This is a genomic window from Paraburkholderia fungorum (assembly GCF_003610895.1).
Lineage (GTDB): Bacteria > Pseudomonadota > Gammaproteobacteria > Burkholderiales > Burkholderiaceae > Paraburkholderia > Paraburkholderia fungorum_B.
The window spans coordinates 108,491-130,655 of record NZ_MCAS01000008.1 but is presented as its reverse complement, the minus strand read 5'-3'; the positions used below and the strand labels follow the sequence as shown (position 1 = coordinate 130,655).

19 protein-coding genes and 3 pseudogenes are annotated in these 22,165 nt (G+C 63.1%); 13 read left to right on the top strand and 9 right to left on the bottom strand.

The window, feature by feature from the left end:
- Positions 1–14: 14 nt before the first annotated feature.
- The 4 genes from BCY88_RS09860 to BCY88_RS09845 form a co-directional block, all read right to left on the bottom strand.
- On the bottom strand, positions 15–1,688 hold the full coding sequence (locus BCY88_RS09860; protein WP_259461332.1) for an ABC transporter substrate-binding protein: 1,674 nt from the start codon (positions 1,686–1,688) through the stop codon (positions 15–17).
- Between the two features lie 3 nt (positions 1,689–1,691).
- Positions 1,692–3,338, bottom strand: coding sequence for an ABC transporter substrate-binding protein (locus tag BCY88_RS09855; protein WP_120344071.1), 1,647 nt, complete (start codon positions 3,336–3,338; stop codon positions 1,692–1,694).
- Between the two features lie 118 nt (positions 3,339–3,456).
- The gene (locus BCY88_RS09850) at positions 3,457–3,996 is read right to left on the bottom strand and encodes a GNAT family N-acetyltransferase (RefSeq protein ID WP_120344070.1); all 540 of its coding nucleotides are present in this window, start codon (positions 3,994–3,996) and stop codon (positions 3,457–3,459) included.
- Positions 3,993–5,105, bottom strand: coding sequence for an MsnO8 family LLM class oxidoreductase (locus BCY88_RS09845; protein WP_120344069.1), 1,113 nt, complete (start codon positions 5,103–5,105; stop codon positions 3,993–3,995). The genes BCY88_RS09850 and BCY88_RS09845 overlap by 4 nt, the downstream gene beginning before the upstream one ends.
- A gap of 278 nt (positions 5,106–5,383) precedes the next feature.
- Between BCY88_RS09845 and BCY88_RS09840 the strand changes: the two genes are divergently transcribed.
- Positions 5,384–6,715, top strand: a complete 1,332-nt coding sequence (locus BCY88_RS09840) for an NtaA/DmoA family FMN-dependent monooxygenase (protein WP_120344134.1) — start codon at positions 5,384–5,386, stop codon at positions 6,713–6,715.
- A gap of 38 nt (positions 6,716–6,753) precedes the next feature.
- Positions 6,754–6,957: pseudogene (locus tag BCY88_RS09835) on the top strand (hypothetical protein); the annotation flags it as partial.
- Between the two features lie 60 nt (positions 6,958–7,017).
- Here BCY88_RS09835 and BCY88_RS09830 read toward each other — a convergent pair.
- Positions 7,018–7,590 carry a phasin family protein gene (locus BCY88_RS09830; RefSeq protein WP_120344068.1) on the bottom strand — a complete coding sequence of 191 codons (573 nt, stop codon included), beginning with the start codon at positions 7,588–7,590 and terminating at the stop codon, positions 7,018–7,020.
- Positions 7,591–7,970: 380 nt separating this feature from the next.
- Here BCY88_RS09830 and BCY88_RS09825 point away from each other — a divergent pair, with 380 nt between their 5' ends.
- Positions 7,971–9,560: an ABC transporter substrate-binding protein gene (locus tag BCY88_RS09825; RefSeq protein WP_120344067.1), complete on the top strand. Its 1,590-nt coding sequence runs from the start codon at positions 7,971–7,973 to the stop codon at positions 9,558–9,560.
- 117 nt (positions 9,561–9,677) lie between these two features.
- Here BCY88_RS09825 and BCY88_RS40310 read toward each other — a convergent pair.
- Together BCY88_RS40310 and BCY88_RS40085 are read right to left on the bottom strand one after the other, a co-directional pair.
- A pseudogene (locus tag BCY88_RS40310) lies at positions 9,678–10,508 on the bottom strand (TauD/TfdA dioxygenase family protein); the annotation flags it as partial.
- 63 nt (positions 10,509–10,571) lie between these two features.
- Positions 10,572–11,828, bottom strand: a pseudogene (locus BCY88_RS40085) (acyl-CoA dehydrogenase family protein); the annotation flags it as partial.
- A gap of 306 nt (positions 11,829–12,134) precedes the next feature.
- On the opposite strand from BCY88_RS40085, the gene BCY88_RS09815 reads away from it, so the two are divergent.
- The 7 genes from BCY88_RS09815 (at position 12,135) to BCY88_RS09785 (ending at position 19,423) form a co-directional block, all read left to right on the top strand.
- On the top strand, positions 12,135–13,154 hold the full coding sequence (locus BCY88_RS09815) for an aliphatic sulfonate ABC transporter substrate-binding protein (protein WP_120344065.1): 1,020 nt from the start codon (positions 12,135–12,137) through the stop codon (positions 13,152–13,154).
- A 215-nt stretch (positions 13,155–13,369) separates the two neighbouring features.
- A complete protein-coding gene (locus BCY88_RS09810) occupies positions 13,370–14,278 on the top strand; it encodes a TauD/TfdA dioxygenase family protein (RefSeq protein WP_183081329.1) in 909 nt (302 codons plus the stop codon).
- 77 nt (positions 14,279–14,355) lie between these two features.
- The gene (locus BCY88_RS09805) at positions 14,356–15,408 is read left to right on the top strand and encodes an ABC transporter substrate-binding protein (RefSeq protein ID WP_120344064.1); all 1,053 of its coding nucleotides are present in this window, start codon (positions 14,356–14,358) and stop codon (positions 15,406–15,408) included.
- A gap of 82 nt (positions 15,409–15,490) precedes the next feature.
- The gene (locus tag BCY88_RS09800) at positions 15,491–16,324 is read left to right on the top strand and encodes an ABC transporter ATP-binding protein (protein ID WP_120344063.1); all 834 of its coding nucleotides are present in this window, start codon (positions 15,491–15,493) and stop codon (positions 16,322–16,324) included.
- Complete coding sequence (locus BCY88_RS09795) at positions 16,321–17,199, top strand: ABC transporter permease (RefSeq protein WP_120344062.1); 879 nt, start codon at positions 16,321–16,323, stop codon at positions 17,197–17,199. The genes BCY88_RS09800 and BCY88_RS09795 overlap by 4 nt, the downstream gene beginning before the upstream one ends.
- A 137-nt stretch (positions 17,200–17,336) precedes the next feature.
- On the top strand, positions 17,337–18,743 hold the full coding sequence (locus tag BCY88_RS09790; protein ID WP_120344061.1) for a selenium-binding protein SBP56-related protein: 1,407 nt from the start codon (positions 17,337–17,339) through the stop codon (positions 18,741–18,743).
- Positions 18,740–19,423, top strand: coding sequence for a hypothetical protein (locus BCY88_RS09785; protein ID WP_120344060.1), 684 nt, complete (start codon positions 18,740–18,742; stop codon positions 19,421–19,423). Before BCY88_RS09790 ends, BCY88_RS09785 begins: the two co-directional genes overlap by 4 nt.
- Positions 19,424–19,477: 54 nt before the next feature.
- Here the strand turns inward: BCY88_RS09785 and BCY88_RS09780 are convergent, their stop codons facing one another.
- On the bottom strand, positions 19,478–19,720 hold the full coding sequence (locus tag BCY88_RS09780; protein ID WP_120344059.1) for a hypothetical protein: 243 nt from the start codon (positions 19,718–19,720) through the stop codon (positions 19,478–19,480).
- A gap of 415 nt (positions 19,721–20,135) precedes the next feature.
- Here BCY88_RS09780 and BCY88_RS09775 point away from each other — a divergent pair, with 415 nt between their 5' ends.
- Positions 20,136–20,588 (top strand): PA2169 family four-helix-bundle protein, encoded by a 453-nt coding sequence (locus BCY88_RS09775; RefSeq protein ID WP_120344058.1) that lies wholly within the window; start codon positions 20,136–20,138, stop codon positions 20,586–20,588.
- Between the two features lie 237 nt (positions 20,589–20,825).
- Positions 20,826–21,071 (top strand): DUF6723 family protein, encoded by a 246-nt coding sequence (locus BCY88_RS09770; RefSeq protein ID WP_120344057.1) that lies wholly within the window; start codon positions 20,826–20,828, stop codon positions 21,069–21,071.
- 60 nt (positions 21,072–21,131) lie between these two features.
- Here the strand turns inward: BCY88_RS09770 and BCY88_RS09765 are convergent, their stop codons facing one another.
- The gene (locus BCY88_RS09765) at positions 21,132–21,638 is read right to left on the bottom strand and encodes a hypothetical protein (protein ID WP_120344056.1); all 507 of its coding nucleotides are present in this window, start codon (positions 21,636–21,638) and stop codon (positions 21,132–21,134) included.
- Between the two features lie 254 nt (positions 21,639–21,892).
- Between BCY88_RS09765 and BCY88_RS09760 the strand changes: the two genes are divergently transcribed.
- Positions 21,893–22,072 (top strand): DUF2934 domain-containing protein, encoded by a 180-nt coding sequence (locus BCY88_RS09760; RefSeq protein ID WP_259461320.1) that lies wholly within the window; start codon positions 21,893–21,895, stop codon positions 22,070–22,072.
- Positions 22,073–22,165 lie beyond the last annotated feature (93 nt).

The following is a 22,165-nucleotide window of genomic DNA, read 5'->3' as shown; positions in this document are numbered from 1 at the left end:
ATGCCGGGCCGGCGTCAGTGTGGGTCGAGCCACACGTCGTACGGCGTTTCCGGCATCTGCTTGAAACTGCGGAACGACAGCCCGTGTACCCGTGTGCTTGCCGCGATCTGGTCCTCGGGCTGATACAGCGGAACGGCGTAGGCTTCGTCGACGATTACCGTCTGCTGGAGCTGGCTGTACAGGCGTGCACGGGCGGCATCGTCCCGCGTGCGCGCGGCCGCCTGAAGCCAGTCGGCGAGGCGTGGGTCCGCGGTGCGGCTGTAATTGATCACGCCGCCGCGCTCGATCGGCAGATAGTGGTTCTCCGTATCGATGCCGTCGGTGTCCGTGTTCGAATTCGGGATCGCGCCGAAGCGCCCGCTGTTGCGCGCGTCCACGTAGGTGCCGGCATCGACGTAGCGGATCTTCAGTTCGACGCCGAGCCGCTGCCGCGCCTGCGCCTGCACGCCCTGCAGCAGCACGTCGCGCTGGTCGCGCACGGTGGCGAGCGCCTGGACGACGTCGATCGACAGCCGGTGTCCGTCCTTCGTCCGGTAGCCGGCGCTGTCGCGCGCTTGCCAGCCGGCCTCGTCGAGCAGCCGGTTCGCGAGCGCCGGATCGTTGCCGTAACGGTGTTCGATGCCGCGGTCATACAGGGGATCGACGGGGGAGGTGATGCCCCACGCGCGCGCGCGCTTGCCGCGATAAATCGCGGCGACGAGCGCGTCGAGATCGAGTGCCTGCAGGAGTGCGCGGCGCACGAGCTGATCGCTCGTTGGTGGCTGCGTGACGTTCAGATAGAGCGAATACGGCGAACCGGTGTTGAGTGCATGGAGGTAACGCAGGTTCGGCTGCTTCTCGATCAGGCCGGCATCGTTGCCCGAGATGCCCTCGATCACGTCGACCTGCCCGGACAGCAGCGCGCCTGTCCGTACCGACGATTCGGGCAGAAACCGGTAGACGATGCGATCCAGGTAGGCGGGACCCTGATGGCCGGCCGTCGCGGCAGCCCAGCGATAATCCGGATTACGAACAAATTCGGCTTCCTGCCCCTTACGGTACGACGCAAGGATGAAGGGGCCGGTGCCCGCGACGTCGTGACCGCCCGATTTCAGCTGCGGCGACGCATACGCGGTGGGCGAGATCAGCTTCAACGCGGCCGCGAACGACAGGAACGGTGCATACGGCTCTCGCAGCGTCAACCGGACCGTATGCGGATCGATCGCGCGCGCCTCGGCGAGGCGTGTTGCGATTCCGCAGATGCTCGATCCCGCACAGTACGACGGGTCGCGGACCTGCTCGAAATTCCTGACCACGGCGGCCGCGTCGAACGCCGTGCCGTCGCTGAACTTCACGCCGTCGCGCAATGTGAAGGTATAGGTCTTGCCGTCGGCGGATACCTGATAGCCGGTCGAAAGCCACGGCACGTAGCTGCCGTCAGGCTTGCGCGCAAGCAGCGATTCGAAACTCGCGCGCAGGATCAGCTCGGCCTTGGCCTGGCCGTTCAGTTGCGGGTTAAAGGTCGTCGGCTCGGTTTCGACGCCCCATGTCAGCGTGCCGCCGGATGGCGGCGCGGCGCATGCGCTGCTGGCGCCCGCCGCCGTTGCCGCCGCGAGCGCGCCGGCCACCAGCGTGTGGCATACGAAGCGTCCGGCTGCCGATGTGGGGCGGCCAGCCGGGGTTCGGTTCTCGATGACGGGAAGTGTCACGGCTTATTTCTTCAGCCAGATGTCGTACGGGTTCTCGGGCATCTGCGCGAACGAGCGGAAACGAATGCCCTGCACGGCCTTCGCGGCGGCAATCTGATCTTCAGGCTCGTATAGCGGTACCGCATACGCCTGCTGGTTGACCGCGAAGCGCTGCAGTTCGCCGTACAGCTTCTTGCGTTCCGCGAGGTTCTGCGTTTGCGCGGCCGCCGCGAGCCAACGGCTCAGTTCGGGCGCCGGCGTGCGGCTGTAGTTGAGCGCGCCGCCACGATCGACCGGCAGATAGTGGCCTTCGATGTCGATCCCGTCGGGCGGCGTGTTCGAGTTCGCGATTGCCCCGTACTTGCCGCTCTTGCGGTTGTCGACGTACGTGCCGTCGTCGACGTACTGGATCTTCAGATCCACGCCGAGCCGCTGCCGGGCCTGCGCCTGCAGCGCCTGCAACAGCACGTCGCGCTGGTCACGCACGGTCGCCTGCGCCTGGATCACGGTAATCGTCAGCCGTTCGCCTTGCTTCGTCCGGTAGCCGGCCGGGTCGCGCGCGCTCCAGCCTGCCTCGTCGAGCAGCGCGTTCGCGAGCTTCGGATTGTTGCCGTACGTGCGCTCGACGCTGCTGTCGTACAGCGGATCGATCGGCGACGTGACGCCCCACGCGCGGGTGCGTTCGCCGCGGTAGATCGACTGGATGATGCCGGTCACGTCGAGCCCTTCGAGCAGCGCGCGGCGCACGGTCACGTCCTGCGTCGGGCCGTATGTGACGTTCAGGAACAGCGAGTACGGCGTGCCGGTGTTCAGCGCGTGCTGATAGGTGAGGTCGGGATTCTTGCGAATCAGCGCGGCGTCGTTGCCCGAGACGCCCTCGATCACGTCGACCTGCCCGGACAGCAGCGCGCCGGTGCGCACCGACGATTCGGGCAGGAACCGGTAGACGACGCCGTCCAGATACGCGGGGCCCTGGTGACCGGCCGTCGGCGGGGCCCAGCGATAATCAGGATTCTTGACGAACTCGATGTCCTGGCCTTTTACGTACTTGCGCAGGATGAACGGCCCGGTACCGGCGATGTCCGGACCGCCCGACTTGAGGCCCGGCCGGTCGAACGCGTTGGGCGACAGAAGCGGCAGGCGCCCGGCGAACGTGAGAAACGGCGCATACGGCGCGTCGAGTGTGATTTCCACGGTATGCGTGTCGGGCGTTTTCACACCGCTGACATGCGAAATCAGGCGCGACAGGTTGCTGCCGGCCGAGTAGGTGAGATTGCGCGCGTTGAGAAAGTTGCGGGCCACGGCTTGTGCGTCGAACGGCGCGCCGTCGGTGAACTTGACGCCGTCGCGCAGCGTAAAGGTGTACGTCTTGCCGTCGGCGGATACCTTATAAGCGGTGGCGAGCCACGGCACGAAGCTGCCATCGGGCTTCTGCGCGAGCAGACTTTCGTATGCGTTACGCAGCAGCAGTTCGACCTTGTCCTGGCCGTTCAGCTGCGGATTGAGCGTGTGCGGTTCGGATTCGACGCCCCAGGTCAGCGTACCGCCGGACACGGGTGTGCCCTGTGCGAACGTGAGGTGTGGCAACGCGAGCGCGAGGAGGATGGCGGCCGATGCGGCGCGTCGCGATGCCCGCTGGGCAGACTGCAACGCCGGAAACGAAAATGTCATGGATCGGATGCCTTCAGGAAAAGAGCGGGGAATAGAAACGATGTCGCAGCGTCCACGCGGCATGGCGCGGTTTCATGGACGCCGGCGACTGTTGTGGTCAGGTGTGTCCGGGTGTGCCCTAAGCCGGCGAAGTGTCCCGATAGAGCTTTGGCAGCAGAATCTTGCGCAACCAGACGAGCGGCGTGCCGAGCTGGTTTGTCGAGCGATCAAACGCCACGTACCCGTGACGTTCGTAGTAGGGCTTCAGCCACGGGTGCTCGACGGCTGTCGCGAGATAGACCGCCGGCGCCTTGACCTGCGTCTTCAGGAAGGTTTCCTCGACGTGTTCGAGCAGCGTGTTGCCGACCCCCTGCCGCTTGTAATCGGGCGCAACCGCGAACCAGTGGATGAACGGATGTGGCGTCAGATGCCGATCTTCCGGGGTCCACGGAAAACGGACCGTCAGCGTCGCGGCAAGCGCCTTGCTGCCGTCCACCGCCGACTCGCGTTCGAGCACGAACGTGGTGTGGCTTGCGACTGTGTGCTGAACCCGCTCGATTGGCGAGCGGGTAATCGTGAAGTGGACGCCTTCGCGCGCGAGCGGCGCATAGGCTTGCTGAAGCAGGTCGTACAGGGCCGGCACGTCGTCCTCGCCGGCGATGCGAATGAGGTCGGTCATTTTTCCGTCACAGCAAGGGAATGATGGGCGCGGGCCGGATGTGCATCCGTTGCAGTATGGGTGCCGCCGTGGCCGCCGGCGAGCAGGCGGAGCGACGCGATGCGCGGCGCGGCCTCGACAACCGGCGTGTCGACAATGAACTCGGCGGGGCCGTAGCGGCGCTGCAACTCGCCGAGTTCGCGCAGTGCGTCGTCGCGCGTGCCGTGGACGATATAGGTCTCGCGTTCTTCGATCCGATGCGCGCCGCCCCCCGACTGGCGAACAAATGTGTGGGCCTGTTCGAGGCTGCCGACGTTGACGGCCTGAGCGTTGCCGACCTGCACGCGAAAGCGCCGGAAGCCATCGGCGAGACGGGCGGCTTCGGCACGCGTGCCGGCAACGACGACGGAAATCGCGAGCAGCGGCGCGCGTCCGCCGGAAGCGGACCGGTAGCGCTCGAATGCGCGCTCGATGTCCGCGGGCGCGGCGTTGATGTGCGCCGCATAGACGAAATCCCAGCCAAGCTGCGCCGCGAGTGTCGCACTGTCTACGCTCGCACCCAGCAGGAACGGGCTTGCCGATGCGGGCGGCAGTGGCGTCGCGCGCAGCACGGCTTCATTGTTGTCACTCTCGGCTGCCGGTAGATCGGTCGCGCGCAGGTACTGGTTCAACGCGGACGCCAGTTCCGTGAAATCGCGCCGATGTGACGGATCGGCCGTGCCTTGCAGCGCGCGCGTGGACAGCGGCAATCCTCCCGGCGCCTTGCCGATGCCCATATCGACACGGCCGGGTGCGAGCGCGGCGAGCAGATTGAAATTTTCCGCGATCTTGTACGGACTGTAATGCTGCAGCATCACGCCACCCGAGCCGACCCGGATCCGGTGCGTATGCGCAAGCACGTGAGCGATCAGGATTTCGGGCGTCGGGCAGGCGAGCGCGCTCGTGTTGTGGTGCTCGGCGAACCAGTAGCGGTGATAGCCCCACGCTTCGGCGGCACGGGCGAGTTCGACGCTACGCGCAAGCGCGTCGGCCGCACTTTCGCCATGGGCGATCGGACTCTTGTCGAGAACACTCAACCTGAACGCCGGTTTCGCAGCGGCGTGATCGGGTTGGCTGGCTTGATATGTCATTGCGTGGGAATCGAATATGGGACAGATAAATCGAAATCGGCGATTCGATTCGGTATCCGACATTATTTTCATGACCTGTCGGGCGGTCAAACAATCAAGAAGAATATGGAAAGCCGAAAATATTTGTTCCGGACGGCAGGGTGGGTTGAGGTATGGTTGGCGAATCAACAAGGAATCCTTATGCATGAGAGAAAAGAGCCGCGGCCCGGATGTCGTGGCGACCGTATCGTGATATCGGCGCTTGCGGCGCAGTGGCGCTCGAACGACGGGAGCGCAGCATGAGCGTCGCGCGCAGGCGGTTGAAGACGCTGGTCGGCGCAGGCAATGTGCTGTATGCGAGCGGCGACGCGGACTTCGCGAAGGGCATTCGCCGCGCGGCTGCGCTGGCGCGTACCGCGGAGGCGGAAAAGATCACGGGTCTTTTTACGGCGGATCTGCTGCAGGCGGAGCCGGCCGGATTGGCGGGCGGCACCGGCAGCCAGGAGCCGATCGTCGCGCTTGCCGCGCTGAGTCAGGCCACCTCGCATATCGGGCTCGTCGCGACCGTGTCGACGACCTACCACCATCCATACAACATCGCGCGGTTGATCGGCACACTCGATCACGTGAGCGGCGGGCGCGCCGCGTGGAACGCGGTTACGTCGTCAGTCGGTGAAGAGAATTTCGGCGACGGCACGCTGCCCGATCCGGAGCGCCGCTATGCGCGCGCAACGGAGTTTGTCGAGATCGTCAACGCGCTGTTCGACGCGAACGATCCGGCGGCCTCGCGGCGCACGGCGTCAGGCTCGGTATCGGTCGACCCGCGCAAGCTCGGCACGATCGACTATCGCGGCGAGCATTTTCAGGTGCAGGGGCCGCTCAACGTGCCACCGCCGCCGCAAAGGCGGCCGGTGCTGTTTCAGGCCGGGCAGTCGGCGAGCGGCGTGACGCTCGGCGCGCGTTACGCGGAAGTCGTCTACACGTCGCAGCCTGCACTCGACGACGCGCGTGCGTTTGTGACCGAATTGCGACGGCAGGCGGCGGATTTTGGACGCGCGAACCGGTTGCCGTTCGTGATGAACTCGTTTCACTCGGTGATTGGCGAATCCGACGCGGACGTCGCGCGGCGGCTGCGCGAGAAGCACGAACGGATTGACTATGAACAGGGCAGGCTGAAGCTCGCCGACATGCTCGGCGGCGGCATCGACCTGAGCGGGCTGGCGCTCGACCGTCCGTTGCCCGAAACACTGCTGCCGGCGATCGACAGCGTGAACCGGCGGCGCGGTCGCGTCGCGATCTTCCGTACTTATGCGTTGCAGGGGCTCACGTTACGCGAGCTGATCATTCGTGCGCAGGAAACCGGTCACTGGTTTGTCGCCGGCACACCGGAGCAGCTTGCGGATGCAATCGAGGAGCGGTATCGCGCGGGGCTGGTCGATATCGTCTCGCTGCATGGACTCGGTCAACCGGACCAGCAGGACTTGCTGCTGAACGGGTTGCTGCCGGAACTGCGCCGGCGCGAACTCATCGACACCGATTATCGCGGCGACGATCTGAGATCGAATCTCGAGCTTCCACCGTTGCAGACAGGTTCGATCGAGGAAAAGCGGTATGCAGCGAATGCCGGTTGAGCCGCAGTAGCCGGCTGGTTGCAGCTCACGCCATTCTCAAACTGTATGACGTGCATGACAAGGGCATCGGCCGCGATGCGAAGGACTTGCTGCGCAAGGTGCAGGTCGCTCAGCACGTGGCGTCGCATCCCGGCGAAGTTTGCCCGGCGAAGTGGACACCCGCTGCCGCAACACTGACACCGTCGCTCAACCCGGTGGGCAAAATCTGCTTGAGTGCTGTAGCGCCCCGGCCCGTTCGGTGACGTGGAATGGACGATCCCGGCGCCTGGGTGCATCACCCCGCGCGCCGGGTATTGTTTTTATCAGGCTGCCTTGGCGGCGGCGCGCGACGACTGTGCCGCGGAGTCTTTGGACGCTTTCGATGCGGCGGCGGTTGCGGCGTCGAAATTGCTTTCCGCAATTTCGACTGCCTGCCGGGTTGCCTTGTTAGCCGTGTCGTAGGCGGTAAAGGCGGCGGTGATTGTCGACTTCAACAGGGCCACTGCGCCTTCCGAGCCAGCCGGTGCGTTCTTTGCCACGCTATCGACCAGGTTTTGCACGTTCTGGTTGTATTCGGCAAATTGCGTTTCGGCAAACTTGACGAATTCGGCATGTGTTGCCGAGAGGATTTCATAGGCGTGACGGCTGTACGCACGGGTCTTTTCGGCAGCCGGCTGCGTGAGAGCGTTCTGAAGCTCGAGCAGATCCTGCGGGTCTTTTCCGGACAGTGCTTTCCCGGTCGCATCCTGAGCTTCGGCAATGATCGACTTCGCGGCCTGCAGATTGAGCGTGGTCAGTTTTTCGAAACCGTCGAAGACCTTGCCTGTCAGGCCGAAGAATGTCTCGGCATGGTGCTTTTGCGCTGCGGTGAACTGTTCCTGAGAAAACTGGGTCATCTCTATACTCCCTGGTAGACGTGCACTGGTGACGACTTCGGAAACATGGCGCGAACGTGATACGCCGCAACACGAGATTCATTCTTGGTGTCGATAGTAGGGAAGTCAAATGACTTATTCGTGATAGCAAAGGTGAACCTGCATCTAACCCGGATGACTCCGGCGCCAGGGCGGCTGGCGAAGCATTGATCGAGGACGGGATGCCGGCCGGGTTCGCCTGATGCATGCGAGGGACGTTTGCAACGACTACGTGAGCGCTATTCGAGTCAGGCGGACCAGATGGATCACGCCAGAATATGCAAAGCTAATGACACTTGCTTGTTTTCCGATCCTTTCGAAACGCCTTAGTATCCTTGATTCTTATAATAAAGAGGATACCTATGAGCTTGCAGAACAGGCTGCGGGGAAGCGTTGTCGGCACATTGCTGGCGGCCACACTGATTTGCACCGGCACGATGCCCGCTCTCGCGGCGCCCAATCACGGTGGAACCCTGACATGGATCGTCACGCCAGAGCCGGCGTCGATCATTCCTTTGACGACGACCGCCGGAGGTAACGCGGAGATCGGTCCCAAGGTGGTGGAGGGCTTGCTGACTTACGACAAGGATCTCAATGCGAAACCGCTGCTGGCCACCGCATGGTCTGTCAGCAAGGACGGACTTCAGTATCGCTTCACCTTGCGCCAGGGTGTGAAGTGGCACGACGGCAAGCCTTTTACATCCGCTGACGTGGCTTTCTCGATCCTGACGCTCAAGCAGGTTCATCCGCGCGGCCGAAGCACGTTTGCCAACGTGACCGATGTCAGAACGCCGGACCCTTACACGGCGATCATCGAACTGTCGAAGCCGGCGCCGTTTCTGCTGACCGCGCTTTCGGGCTCCGAATCGCCGATCATCCCGAAGCATCTGTACGAAGGCACGGACATCGTTACCAATCCGTACAACAGTGCGCCGGTTGGCACAGGCCCGTTCATTTTCAAATCGTTCGTGCACGGCAGCTACATTCTCCTCGAGCGCAATCCAGACTACTGGGACAAACCCAAGCCATACGTCGACAAGGTCGTCGTGCGCTTCCTGCCTGATGGCGCAGCCCGGGCAGCGGCGCTCGAATCAGGCGCGGCGAACCTTGGCGACCAGGCGATCCCCTTATCGGACGTCAAGCGTTTCAGCGCGCTGCCGAACTTCAATGTGGATACGACCAACTGGCCCTATGTCAGCAACCATCAGCAGTTGATCTTCAATCTGGACACACCGGTCCTCAAGGACAAGGCGGTGCGCAAGGCGATCTCCCAGGCTGTCGACGTCAATGCGTTGAACCGGGTTGTCTGGTACGGCTACGGCCAGGTCTCGGCCGCGGCGATCGGCGCGGCGAATACGAAGTATCACGATGCCGGCATCCACTACTTTCCGTATGATCTGTCTCAGGCCAATGCCGCGCTGGACGCAGCCGGCCTGAAGCGCGGTGCGGACGGTACGCGCTTCAAGCTGCGGCTGCTCTTCAATCCCTTCCAGGACCCTCGTGCCGCGGATTTTGTGCGTCAATCGCTGGCGCGTGTCGGGATTGACGCCGAGATCGAGAGCTACGACTTCGCGACCTACGTGAAGAAGGCCTACACCGATCGCGCTTTCGACATCACGCTCGAAGCGCTCGCCAACGTGTTTGATCCGACGGTAGGCGTACAGCGCGTTTTCTGGTCGAAGAACTTCAAGATCGGCCTGCCGTTCTCCAACGCGGCTCACTATTCGAACCCGGAAGTCGACCGTTTGCTCGAAGCGGCTTCGGTAGAGACTGACGAAGCGAAGCGCCGCCAGCTATTCATCCAGTTCCAGCAAATCGTCCACGATGACATTCCGTCAATCGAGTTCGGCGCGAACCCCAACATCACCATCGTCTCGAAGAAGGTGAAGGACTATGCGCCGACTGGAGAAGGTCTGCGTGGCAATTTTGCCGACCTGTACATTCAGCCGTAGCGCATTCTTCGCCGCAGCCTCTCTTTGGATACATCAGCGCATGTCCGGCGCCGGCGACTTCTAACGTCGCCGCGCATGCCGGCACACCTTCTGCCGGCATGCGCGCGGCGCGCTGCTTCAGAACGGCCGGCTGCCTGACAGGCTGATGCGCTTGAGCACGCGCCGTAGTGACGGATCGAACTCCGTGCGCGCATGCAGCGTGGCCTGGTTGTCCCAGTAGACGATGTCGCCGGCTTGCCAGCGGTGCGTGTAGAAGAAGCGGGGCGAGCTCAGATGCGCACGCAGCTTCTCGATCAGTGCGGCACCTGCCACGGGGTCGTAGCCGACGATCTCGACTTCGGTGCGCGCGCCCAGGTACAGCAAACGCTTGCCGCTTTGCGGGTGCGTGCGCACCAGCGGATGCACGGTCCACGGTTCGAGCGGCGTGATGTCCGGCGTGCGGTAAAGCGGGAAGCCGCTTTCCAGCGGGAACTGGCGGCGCAGGAACGGGTTGTAGGTGATCAGCTTCAGGTCGTCGATCTGGGCGCGCGTCGCTTCATCGAGCGCGTCATAGGCGGCCACCAGGTCATACCAGCTTGTGTCGCCGCCTTCCTCGGGAATTTCGAGCGCATACAGCAGCGATCCGGACGACGGTTCGGGCGTCCAGTGGTGATCGGAATGCGCGGGCAAGTCCAGGTTGCCGAGCAGGCCGTCATCCACATTCGATACGACGACGATATCCGGCACGATGCCCGATGCGTCCGAGCCAAGCACTGGCGCATTGCGCGGCGGCGTGTAGACGGAACCGAAATAGGAGGCAAGGCGCCGGAATTGGGTGTCGTCCAGTTGCTGGCCGCGAAACACGAGAATGCGATGGTCGAGCAGGCCCTGCTTGAGCGCGAGCACCTGCTGCGCGTCGAGTGCGTTCGCCGCATCGAGCCCGGTGACCTGCGCGCCGAGCGCGGCGTCGAGGCGTTTGACGGCGAAGGGAGCGTGTGCCGCCGCGGATGATCTGTTTTCGTTGGAAGCGTGGGCAAGGCTGAAGCGTTCGTTGGGTGGCGCACCGTTCAGATGGAATGCACCAATCGCCTTTTCGCGCTGAATGGCGGGGTTATGTGAGGCAATCACGCGAGCGTTACGCCAGTGGCGATCGAGCCGCAGCCGTTCGCTGGTGGCCGAAGCGCCACCCACTTCGAAGAGCAGCGTGGTGGCTTCGAGCACTTGCCCGATCACGATCTGTTGCGCCTGATAGGCCTCGATGTCGAGCGCGACATAATCGGCGTCGGTAGTGGTGCCGGCTGCACGCGCCTGATAGATCCGCTCCAGACTGGCCGATACCGTGTTGACCACACTTTCCGCCGCGTAAGCCAGACTCGCGAGCCGTCCGATCACGCGCTGCACCAGCGGATTGTCGCGCGGACTCGACTGCCCGGGTACGCCGAAGGTGCGTGTATGGCTGCGGGCAAAAGCGCTCGCATCGCGTAACGCGGCGCGCGCGATACCGGCCAGCGTGGCGATGTGCACAGTCTGATAGAACGCGCTCTGCAACGTGTTGCGCCGCGGCTCTGATGAGCGGTAACGAAACAGGATCTGGTCGTCCGTCACTTCGACGTTATTGAAACGGGTGGTCCCGCTTGCCGTCAGGCGCTGGCCGAAGCCGTCCCAGTCATCGATGCGCTCCACTCCGGAGGCGTCGCCGCGTACCAGCAGATTGACGTCGTCTTCGCCGTCATGCGCGGCCACATTGATCCAGTCGGCGTAGAGCGAACCCGTGCTGTAGTACTTCTCACCGTTCAGACGCCAGCGGCCGCTGTCGTGAGGATCGCGTGTGAGGGTGACGGAGTTGTGGGTCGAACCGGTACGCTCGGAAATGGCGGCGCCGACCAGCACGCCATTGGCGACGAGCGTGAGCCAGCGTTCGCGGGCCGCTTCGTCGCTGCTTTCGAGCCGGGTTTCGATAAAGCCGAAATTGAGCCGCAGAATCTGCGGGAGATTCGAATCCGCTTCACCCAGCCGGGTCAACAGCCTGAAAAACTGCGGGAGCGTGACACCGCCTCCGCCGTAACGTTGCGGCACGCGCAGCGCGGTAAAGCCGGCATCGCGCAACCATTCAACCGCTTCGTAGGCAAGCTCGCGGTTCTGCTCGCGTTCGACAGCACCTGCTGCAATGCGCTCGAATATCTTGCTGAAACGCGCCTCCAGAGCGGCATCGGCCTCGGCGCCGCGGTGGGTGTCAGCGGTGGAATTGAACGTGGAGACTTTGGCGTCGTGCTTCGGCAGTGTCGACATGCTTATTGAGGGGAGGGTCGTGGTAACCCGATACCTTAAGCATTGCAAACTGCCTGATCAAACAACGAAACGCCATATGCATATCGGCCCTGCACGGTGAAGGCTGTTCGAGCGGCGAATTCTGGGCGATAGCGTGGCAAGCCCCGGAGCCGGGTATCGCGTGGGGGATCATCCACTTCAATTCCCAACGCTGTTTTGCCGTTATGCGTCCGGCTGCTAAGCATAGTTAAAACGCTCGCTTATCCGTGCGATCCGGCGTTGCTACGATCACGGTCTTATCGTCTCGACAGACTGGAATTTCGCGCCGTGACCTTTTCCATCTCCCGTTGGCTCGCTCGCGCGGCGCTGACTTCGCTGCTCGCCGTGAGTGCTGCTCACGCGCAGACTTCCGCCAACGCTCCCGCGCCGGTGAAACTACGCATTGGCTATCAAAAGTCTTCGACGCTCATCACCATCCTGAAAGCGCGTGGCTCGCTCGAGCAGGCGCTGGCGCCATTAGGCGTGAGCGTCACGTGGAACGAATTTGCCAGCGGCTTGCCGCTGACCGAAGCGCTCAATGCCGACGCGGTCGACTTGAGCGCCGATGTCGCCGATACGGTTCCGGTGTTCGCTCAGGCCGCTCATGCACGTTTTGTGTATGTGGCGCAGGAGGCGCCGTCGCCCGGCGCCCAGGCCATTATCGTGAAGCGCGATGGGCCGTTGCATACGCTTGCCGACCTGAAAGGCCAGCGCATCGCCGTGACCAAGGCGGCAGGCAGCCACTATCTGCTGCTCGCCGCGCTCGCCAAAGCGGGTCTCGCACCTGCTGACGTACGGATCAGCTATCTGACGCCCGCCGATGGACGTGCCGCCTTCGAGCGCGGCAGCGTGGATGCATGGGTGACCTGGGACCCGTATGTCGCCTCGGTCGATAAAGCGCCGGACGTGCGCATCCTCGCCAACGGCGAAGGACTCGCTTCCTATCAACGGTACTACCTCGCATCCAGCAGCTTTGCCGCGGCGCACCCCGAGATAATCTGCACCGTGTTCGCCCAGTTGAAGTCGGCGGGGGGATGGGTTCGCGCCCATCCTGACGAGGCGGCGAAGCTGCTCGCGCCGATCTGGGGGTTGGACGCCGCGACGATCGAGCGTGCCAACGCGCGTCGCAGCTATGCGGTACGCGCCGTTGACACGCAGAATTTTGCCGAGCAGCAGAAGATCGCCGACACCTTCTACCGGGCGGGTCTTCTGCCGGCGCCGGTCGATACGGCCACGGCGCTACGCTGGAACTTCGCCACGAAGCAGGCCGAAACGACCACCGCTTCGACCACCGCTTCGGGTGGATAGGCCGGCGGACGGCAGCTGGCGTTGCGCTGATTCGCTCTGCCGGAACATGATCGGACGCGCCTGCGCCGCCCGCGGCGCGTTAAAACATCGGGTTTATCACTCCAGCAGATAACCGTATCGGATTTGCTTCGTTGTCGCCGTGCACGTGCGCCGGTAAATTTGTCTGACTTCGCCTTTGCCGGCGTCCTTCGAACAGATTCGACGAAGAGTTTCCTGTGACGACTGCCTTTGCATCCACCGCCGCCAGCGCCGCTGGCCATGTCAATCAAGCCCGTTCCATCGAAATTCGCGCTTTCGATGGTCCTGTCGGCGCGGAAGTTCTGGGGCTCGATCTCAGCAAGCCGCTAGCTCAGGACGATTTCGCACGCATTCACCGAGCGCATCTGGATCATCACGTGCTGGTGTTTCGCGATCAACGCATCACGCCGGATCAGCAGATTGCCTTCAGCCGCCGCTTTGGCCCATTGCAGATTCACGTCCTGCACCAATTCCAGTTGCCGGACTACCCGGAGGTGCTGGTCGTCTCGAACATCGTCGAGAACGGCCAGCCTATCGGTCTCGGCGACGCCGGCCACTACTGGCATTCCGACCTGTCGTACAAGGAGAAGCCGAGCCTCGGCTCGCTGCTGCATGCGCAGGAGTTGCCCTCGGAGGGCGGCGACACCCTGTTCGCCAATATGCATCTCGCGTGGGACACGCTGCCCGCGCATTTGCGCAGCGCGGTGCAGGGGCGTTCGGCGGAGCACACCTATCTCGCGAAGTACGCGGAATTGCAGAAGCGCAGCCCGTGGCGGCCGAATCTGTCGGCGGAGCAGATTGCACAGGTGAAGCCGGTCGTGCAGCCGATCGTACGCACGCATCCTGAGACCGGGCGCCGCGCGCTGTTCGTGAGCGAGCATTTCACGACCCGTGTGATCGGCTTGCCGGAAGACGAGAGCAAATCATTACTCGAGGAAATCTTTGCGCATAGCGTGCGCCCCGAGCATCTGTACCGGCATCAATGGGCCGAACACGACATGGTGTTCTGGGACAACCGCTCATTGATGCATCTGGCCGCCGGCACGCCCGATCACCTGCGCCGCAAACTGTATCGCACGACGATTGAAGGCGACGTGCCGTTCTGACGGCAACGCCGTCCGCGTCGATCACACATGCCTACATGTCCGCACATCCACACACTCACATGCTGACCGGAGTTCCAATGCTTGCCAGGTTTCGCCCGACCGCCGCGCGGTTGTCTTTCTCCCGTCGTCTGACTGCCACGCTGCTGAGCGTGGCGATGGGCGCGGCCGGCTTAGGCGCGGCCATGCCCGCGCATGCCGAAGGCCAGATCCGCATTGCCGAACAGTTCGGCATCGTCTATTTGCTGCTGAACGTGGCGCGTGACCAGCAGTTCGTCGAGAAAGAAGGGCGTAAGCAGGGGCTCGATATCAAGGTCGACTGGGTGAAGCTCTCGGGTGGCGCCGCCGTCAACGATGCGCTGCTTTCCGGCGCGGTGGATATCGCCGGCGCGGGCGTCGGCCCCTTGTTGACGATCTGGGACCGCACGCACGGCAAGCAGAACGTGAAGGGCGTGGCGTCGCTCGGGAATCTGCCGTATTACCTCGTCAGCAACAATCCCGATGTCAGGACGATCGCCGACTTCACGGCGAAAGACCGCATCGCGGTGCCGGCCGTCAACGTGTCGGTGCAATCGCGCGTGCTGCAGTACGCGGCGGCGAAGCGTTGGGGCGACAAGGATTACAACCGTCTCGACAAGTTCACGCAGGCGCTGCCGCATCCCGACGCGGCAGCTGCGATCATCGCGGGCGGCACGGAAATCACCGGACACTTCGGCAATCCGCCATTTCAGGAGCAGGAACTGGCCGGCAATCCGAAGGCGCACATCGTGCTGAGTTCGTACGACGTGCTGGGCGGCCCGAGCTCGGCGACCGTGCTGTACGCGACGGAAAAATTCCGCGACAACAATCCGAAGACTTACCGCGCATTCGTCGATGCGCTGGCGGATGCCGCACGTTTTATTGCCGCGAATCCCGACGCCGCCGCCGATATCTACATCCGCACGAATCAGTCGAAGATCGACCGCAATCTGCTGCTGAAGGTCATCAAGGATCCGCAGGTGCAGTTCAAGGTCGCGCCGCAGAACACGCTCGGCCTCGCGCAGTTCATGTATCGCGTCGGCGCGATAAAAAACGAGCCAAAATCGTGGAAGGATTATTTCTTCGACGACCCGGCAACCGCGGCGGGAAGCTGAGCATGAGTTTCTTCGCGAGCTTCGCCAGTAATTCGTCGGTCCGCGCATCGACCGGTGTAATCGGCCGGCAGGGAGTGATCTGATGGTGGCCAATCCTACTTTGCTGTTTCCGAACGACGCTGTTGAACAGGCCACGCCGGCGACCAGCGAAAGGTTGCTCGCGGTCGAGAACGTCAACCTCGAATATCGCACGCGTGACCGGATCGTTCGCGCGACCCATAACGTGAGTTTCGATGTCTACGGAGGCGACCGCTTCGTGCTGCTGGGACCGTCCGGTTGCGGCAAGTCGACCCTGCTCAAAGCCGTGGCCGGATTCATTCAGCCGAGCTCCGGCAGTATCGCGCTCGATGGCGAAACCGTGCGAGGTCCCGGTGCCGATCGTATCGTCGTGTTCCAGGAGTTCGACCAGTTGCCGCCGTGGAAGACGGTTCTGCAAAACGTCGCCTTTCCGCTGCGTGTAGCGAGAAAGCTGTCGCGCGTGGAAGCCAACGAGCGTGCGCTGCATTACCTGGAGAAGGTGGGGCTCGCGTCGTTTGCCAAGGCCTATCCGCATACGTTGTCGGGTGGCATGAAGCAGCGTGTTGCGATTGCCCGCGCGCTGGCGATGCAGCCGCGCGTGCTGCTGATGGACGAGCCCTTCGCCGCGCTCGATGCGCTCACGCGCCGCAAGATGCAGGAGGAATTGCTGCGCCTGTGGGAAGAGGTGAACTTCACGCTGCTGTTCGTCACGCATTCGATCGAAGAGGCGCTCGTGATCGGCAATCGCATTCTGCTGCTGTCGCCGCATCCCGGCCGCGTGCGCGCGGAGCTCAACAGCCATCAGTATTCCCAGGATAGTTTCGGACGCAGCGATTTTCAGCGCAGCGTCGCGCGTATTCATCATCTGCTGTTCGATGAGACGGAGGCCGTGCAATGAGTTCTCCCGCTACGCTGTTGCCGCCGGTTCGCGAAGAGTACGAGCGTCCGCTCGAACCGCTTGGCGAACTCGCCCTCGAAGCGCCGCTGCCGCTTGGCAAGCGCATCTTCGAACAAGGCTGGTTGCGCAAGACACTGGTGGCACTGGTGCTGATCGTGATATGGGAAATCGCCGCGCGCGCGATCGACAACGATCTGCTCCTGCCGACGTTCGGCGCGACGTTTAGCGCGTTCATACAAGGAGTGTGGTCCGGCGAGCTGCTGCAGAAGACGGCGGTGTCGATGTCCGTGCTGCTGCGTGGTTATCTGCTCGGCGCCGTGCTTGCTTTCGCGCTGACGTCGCTCGCCGTGTCGACGCGCCTGGGCCGTGATGTCCTGTCGATGCTGACGGCGATGTTCAACCCCTTGCCTTCCATCGCGCTCCTGCCGCTCGCGTTGCTGTGGTTCGGCCTCGGTACCGGCAGCCTGCTGTTCGTGCTGGTTCATTCGGTGCTGTGGCCGCTGGCGCTGAATACCTACTCAGGATTTCAATCGGTGCCGGCGACGCTGCGCATGACAGGGCGCAACTACGGGCTCACGGGCATGCGCCACGTGCTGCTGATTCTGGTGCCGGCGGCGTTGCCGGCGATTCTGGCCGGCTTGCGGGTGGGCTGGGCCTTTGCGTGGCGCACGCTGATCGCCGCCGAGCTCGTATTCGGCGCGAGTTCTGGCAGTGGCGGCCTGGGGTGGTATATCTTTCAGAATCGGAACGAGTTGTACACGGATCGCGTTTTTGCAGGGCTGGCCGCGGTGATCGTGATCGGCCTGCTGATCGAACATCTGGTGTTCGATACGCTCGAACGCGTGACCGTTCGGCGCTGGGGCGTGCAGCATTAACGATTCGTTACACGCAACAATGAGAGTGTGGACACGCGCTTAAGTATGACGAAATACGAGGCGCGCGAAAGTTGGGGAACCGTCCGGTTGCGCTCGCCGCTACCGGCCCCGAACCAGATCGACAGGAGGACCCCATCATGGGAATGCGCCCTGATCCTACGTTCCATGCATCGCCGAAACTCGCGATGGATGCGCCTGCGGAAGACTTTGCCTACACCTTGCTGCTCAGCCCCGATTTCTCGCAGCCCGACGCGCTTGTGGTGATCGACGTGAAGCCCGGATCGCCAACCTACAGCCAGGTGGTTCATACGGTGCCGGTGCCGAACAAGGGGGATGAATTTCATCACTTCGGATGGAATGCCTGCTCATCGTCCCTGTCGCCGCTCACCGGCCACGCCTTCCTCGAACGGCGCTATCTGATCATTCCGGGCATGCGCTCCTCGCGCATCTACATCGTCGATACCAAACCCCATCCTACGCAGGCGCGCATCCACAAGATCATCGAACCCGAGGAAATTTTCCGCAAGACCGGCTACTCGCGTCCGCACACGGTGCATTGTGGACCCGAAGGTATCTATGTCAGCACGCTCGGTGGCGCCGGGAAAGATGGCACAGACGGGCCGCCGGGAATTTTCATCATGGACTGCGAAACGTTCGAGGTGCTCGGCCGCTGGGAGATCGACCGCGGGCCGCAGGAGAAACACTACGATTTCTGGTGGAATCTGCCGCGCGACTACATGGTGTCGAGCGAGTGGGCGTTGCCGCCGCAGTTCGAGAATGGGCTCGTCCCTGAAGATCTTCTGTCGAACAGGTATGGCCACCACATCCACTTCTGGGATCTGCGGGCGAGGCGCAACGTGCAAACCATCGATCTCGGCGCCAATCATCAGATGGGGCTCGAAGTGCGGCCTGCGCACGATCCCAGCCGGGAGTACGGCTTTATCGGCGTAGTGGTCGACACGACGAATCTTGAAGGGTCGATCTGGACCTGGTGGCGGGAGGACGGCAAGTTCCACATCGAGAAGACCGCGACCATTCCGCCCGAGCCCGCCGCCACGGAATTGCTGCCGCCGTTGCTTCAGGGGTTCGGCGCGGTGCCGCCGCTCGTCACCGACATCGACCTCTCCATCGACGACAAATTCCTGTACGTCGCCTGTTGGGGAACCGGCGAGATGCGCCAGTACGACGTGACGGAACCCCGCAAACCGAAACTCGCGGGATCGGTCCACATCGGCGGGATCGTACGGCGCACGCCTCACCCGAACGGTCAAACCTTTGCGGGCGGTCCGCAGATGGTCGAGATCAGCCGGGACGGCAAGCGCGTCTACTGGACCAACTCCCTCTATTCGACGTGGGACAACCAGTTCTATCCGGACGGTGTACCCGCGGCACAGGTTATGGCCCGGGCCGAGCCTGCTGGCGGCCTGGCGCTGGCCGACGACTACTGGGTCGCCTTTCCCGACGGATACCGGGCTCACCAGATCCGGCTCGAAGGCGGCGATTGCTCGACCGATTCGTTCTGCTACCCATCGGTGGGGACTTGATTGGCGGTGTCTGGCCGCAGACCGGCCTTTGGTTGGCCGTCGCGGCGAGCGGTCTCTATCACGGGCTCAACCCGGCGATGGGCTGGCCGCTCGCCGTGTCGAGCGGGCTGATGGACAGGCGGGCGCGGGCGCTGTTCTCCGCGCTCCTGTATCTCGCCGCTGGGCACGTACTGGCGATGTTCGTGGTGATGGTGCCGTTCGCCATGCTGGCGATCCTGCTCGCCTGGCAGCGCGAAATCCAGATCGGCGCGAGTGTGCTGGTCATCGCCTTTGGCGCGTGGCTTCTGATCTGGCGGCGTCATCCGCGTGTGCTTGCGCGGATTCCACCGTCGCGGCTCGCGCTCTGGTCTTTCGCCGTGGCCATCGCGCATGGCGCGGGGCTGATGCTCGTGCCGGTCTACCTCGGCCTTTGCCGGTCCTATGAGATGGATCAGGGACATCAGGCCGCGCGGGCCCTGATCGACGCCAATCTGGGCATGGCGCTGCTTGTCTCCGGCGTCCATGCCACCGCCATGATCGCGGTCGGCGGACTCCTCGCGTGGCTGGTCTACCGCTATCTGGGGCTGAAATTCGTGTCGCGGAGCTGGTTCAATCTGGACGCAGTCTGGGCGATGAGCCTTATTCTCGTGGGCACACTTTCGTTGGTGTTCAATGCCGCGGTAGCAGCCGGCGAGGGGTGATAGCGGCCGACCCGCAATCGCGACCATACGTATGCGCGTGAGGTATCGGCTCGGCTAACGTGTGGGCGCAGGGATCGCGGCTTTGGCCGCTTGCCAGTATTTCGCCACCGCGGGCAGGATGCCACCCTCTGACGGACCGGCGACTTCGCGCTCCAAACACGCGCATAGCGCGGCGATCAGCAGAACGGCGACAACCCGGCCATGCGACGGACGCGAACGCTCAGGGGCCGGGCGCGAGACCTCGTGCGAGGCCGTCGCGGCGGTGTGCTGTGAATAATCCCACTGGGGTTTGCTCATCTCAGTAGACCACGCCGGAGAGGAAGCGCTCAGTGTCGTCCTTTCTGCGTTGTGGCAGAACCAAGATTCCCGACTATCCATATCCGTGTGGCGTATTTGGCCGACGACGCGTGTTTTGCGTCAGCGCGGGTGATGGCGGTATTGCTTGCGACCACGCGTGTCCGCGCAGCTCCACACATTTTCATAGGCAGGCATCGTCGTGGGTAAGAGTTTCAGGCGCGTGGCGCGCAAATGCGCCGGTGTTCCCGCTATGAGCAAAGCCGGTGCCTGACTGCCGGAGCGCGTTCTGACCGTCCCGCATGCGGGGCGGCACATGCCAGGCACGCCGCATGCGAATGACCTGAGGCGTTCTGTTGCTGCACGAAAAAGCTGCGGCGGTGGATTTTCTGATCGACGACACCTCTGGAGGTATTGAATGACTACGAACGTTGTTTCCGCGCTGAATGATCTGATCGAAACGTCGAAGGACGGCGAGAAGGGTTTTCTCAAGGCCGCCGAGGATGCGCATGACGCGCAACTGAAAACCCTGTTTCAGTCGCGGGCAGCAGACTGCGCGCGCGGCGCGCGTGAGCTTCAGGATGCGGTTCAAGGCATGGGTGGCAAGCCCGAATCGCATGGCAGTGTAAGCGGCGCCCTGCATCGCGGCTGGGTCGATGTGAAGTCGGCCGTCACGAATCGCAGCGATCACGAAATCCTGGCTGAATGCGAAAAGGGCGAGGACGTGGCCAAGAAGCGATATCACGACGCGCTCGAAAAGGAATTGCCGCCGGACGTGCGTGGAATTGTCGAGCGCCAGTATCAGGGCGTGCTGCAAAACCATGACCGTGTGCGCGACCTGCGTGATCAGTACGCTGCGGCCAAGCCTTGATCCGCAAGACGGCTGGGTATCGGGCGCAATAACGATACCCAGCCGTCGACAATCGTGACTTCAGCGACTTCGTCGCAAGCTGCGGGCCGGCCGATCTTCGCGCGCTCGACAAGAGGCTGGTCGAGCCGGCTGCCGGCGCTGCGTCGATCAAAAAAACCAGCGGAGGCTGTGGGACGGGGCGAGATGTGCTGGCGCAAACGGTATCGGCATAACGTAAGGATAGTTAAGGAATTCGAAATGGCGCGGCATAAGGCGGATGTTTCCGACGGCGACTTCGAGATCTACGCGACCTATCACGGCACGAGCGACGGCCGGTACGTGGGCGGCCTCAGGGTCATCAGAAAGTCCGACCGGAAGATCCTGTTTCCGTTTGAAGGCGCGCCGCAGATCGGACCTTATGCAACGCCCGTGCAAGCGCGCGAGGCTGCCGTGGAGTATGGCCGCCAGATCGTCGCGACAGACCGGGCGGCACCCGAGAAGTAGCGCTGCGCGGCACGTGCAAGGCGTGCGGGAGGGTGCCGCCGGAAAGCCGCGAACGTTGGTTTAAAACCCGTGCCGCACGGAAAACGTCGCGCCCGTACTGTGTGAGTGAAGCACCGCGACCCGCGCCGTTGCAGAAAAGGCCCAGTCGTTGACGACCAGCGACAGCTTTCGCTGCGGTTGCGCACCGAGCGTCAGGGTCGCGTTCGGCAAATCGACCATCGAGAGTTGCGGCGCGGTCGACGGGCCCAGATCGAGATAATCCGACGCGTGTTGCGGCGCCGCTTCAGACGTGGGCGCCAGCGTCCCGGTGCCCAGCCGGAAGTCGTGAGTTAGCGGCGTGCTGTAGAAGTTATCGACTTGCGCGTAAGAGGGATTTCCCTGGCCCGACTGGTACTCGAATTCATAGCGTTGCGGTTCCGGAATGGGCGCAACGGCCTTCACCGACGGCGGCGCGATGCTTGCAACGGTCATCTCTTCGGGCAAATCGATAGCAAGCTCGCCCGCGAACGCATACCCGCTCAGCAAAAAGATGATTGCGCCGGCAATTCTTTCGCATGGGCAGGTCATGGCATGCCTCCGATGAAGGAACTGAAACGTCACACGACTGACACGCTATGTCTGAACGGGACCGCTTTCGGATTCCTGCTTGCATCCACCTATTGTAGTCAGTCATTCGCGTATCGCTACCCATCTATATCGCTTGCGCCGGTGAGGAACAGCGCTTGCTGCGCTCCCGGTTGCCGCCGCGCAATCCGTTGCAAACGGCAAATTCCGCAAGCCCGGGAGCGGGCTTTTTTGCTGGTCTCACAAGGAGCATGAACATGGAAACCACGACGGTGGAAGAACGCATCAGGACCCGGGCCTACCATTTGTGGGAGAAGGCGACCGAACCCAGGGGGACACCTGAGGAGTACTGGGAACAGGCGCGCGCCGAGATCGAGGATGAGGACGCACAAGCCGACGCGTCGGGTGTGCCCACGGAGCCGCCCGGAACGCTGTGAGGGTCTTCGGCGGTTCACTGCCCGCGCGGTTGCGGTGATCGTGATGCTGGGCGCGGCGGGGCGAACAGAATGCACTTTTTCTGGGCGGCCCGC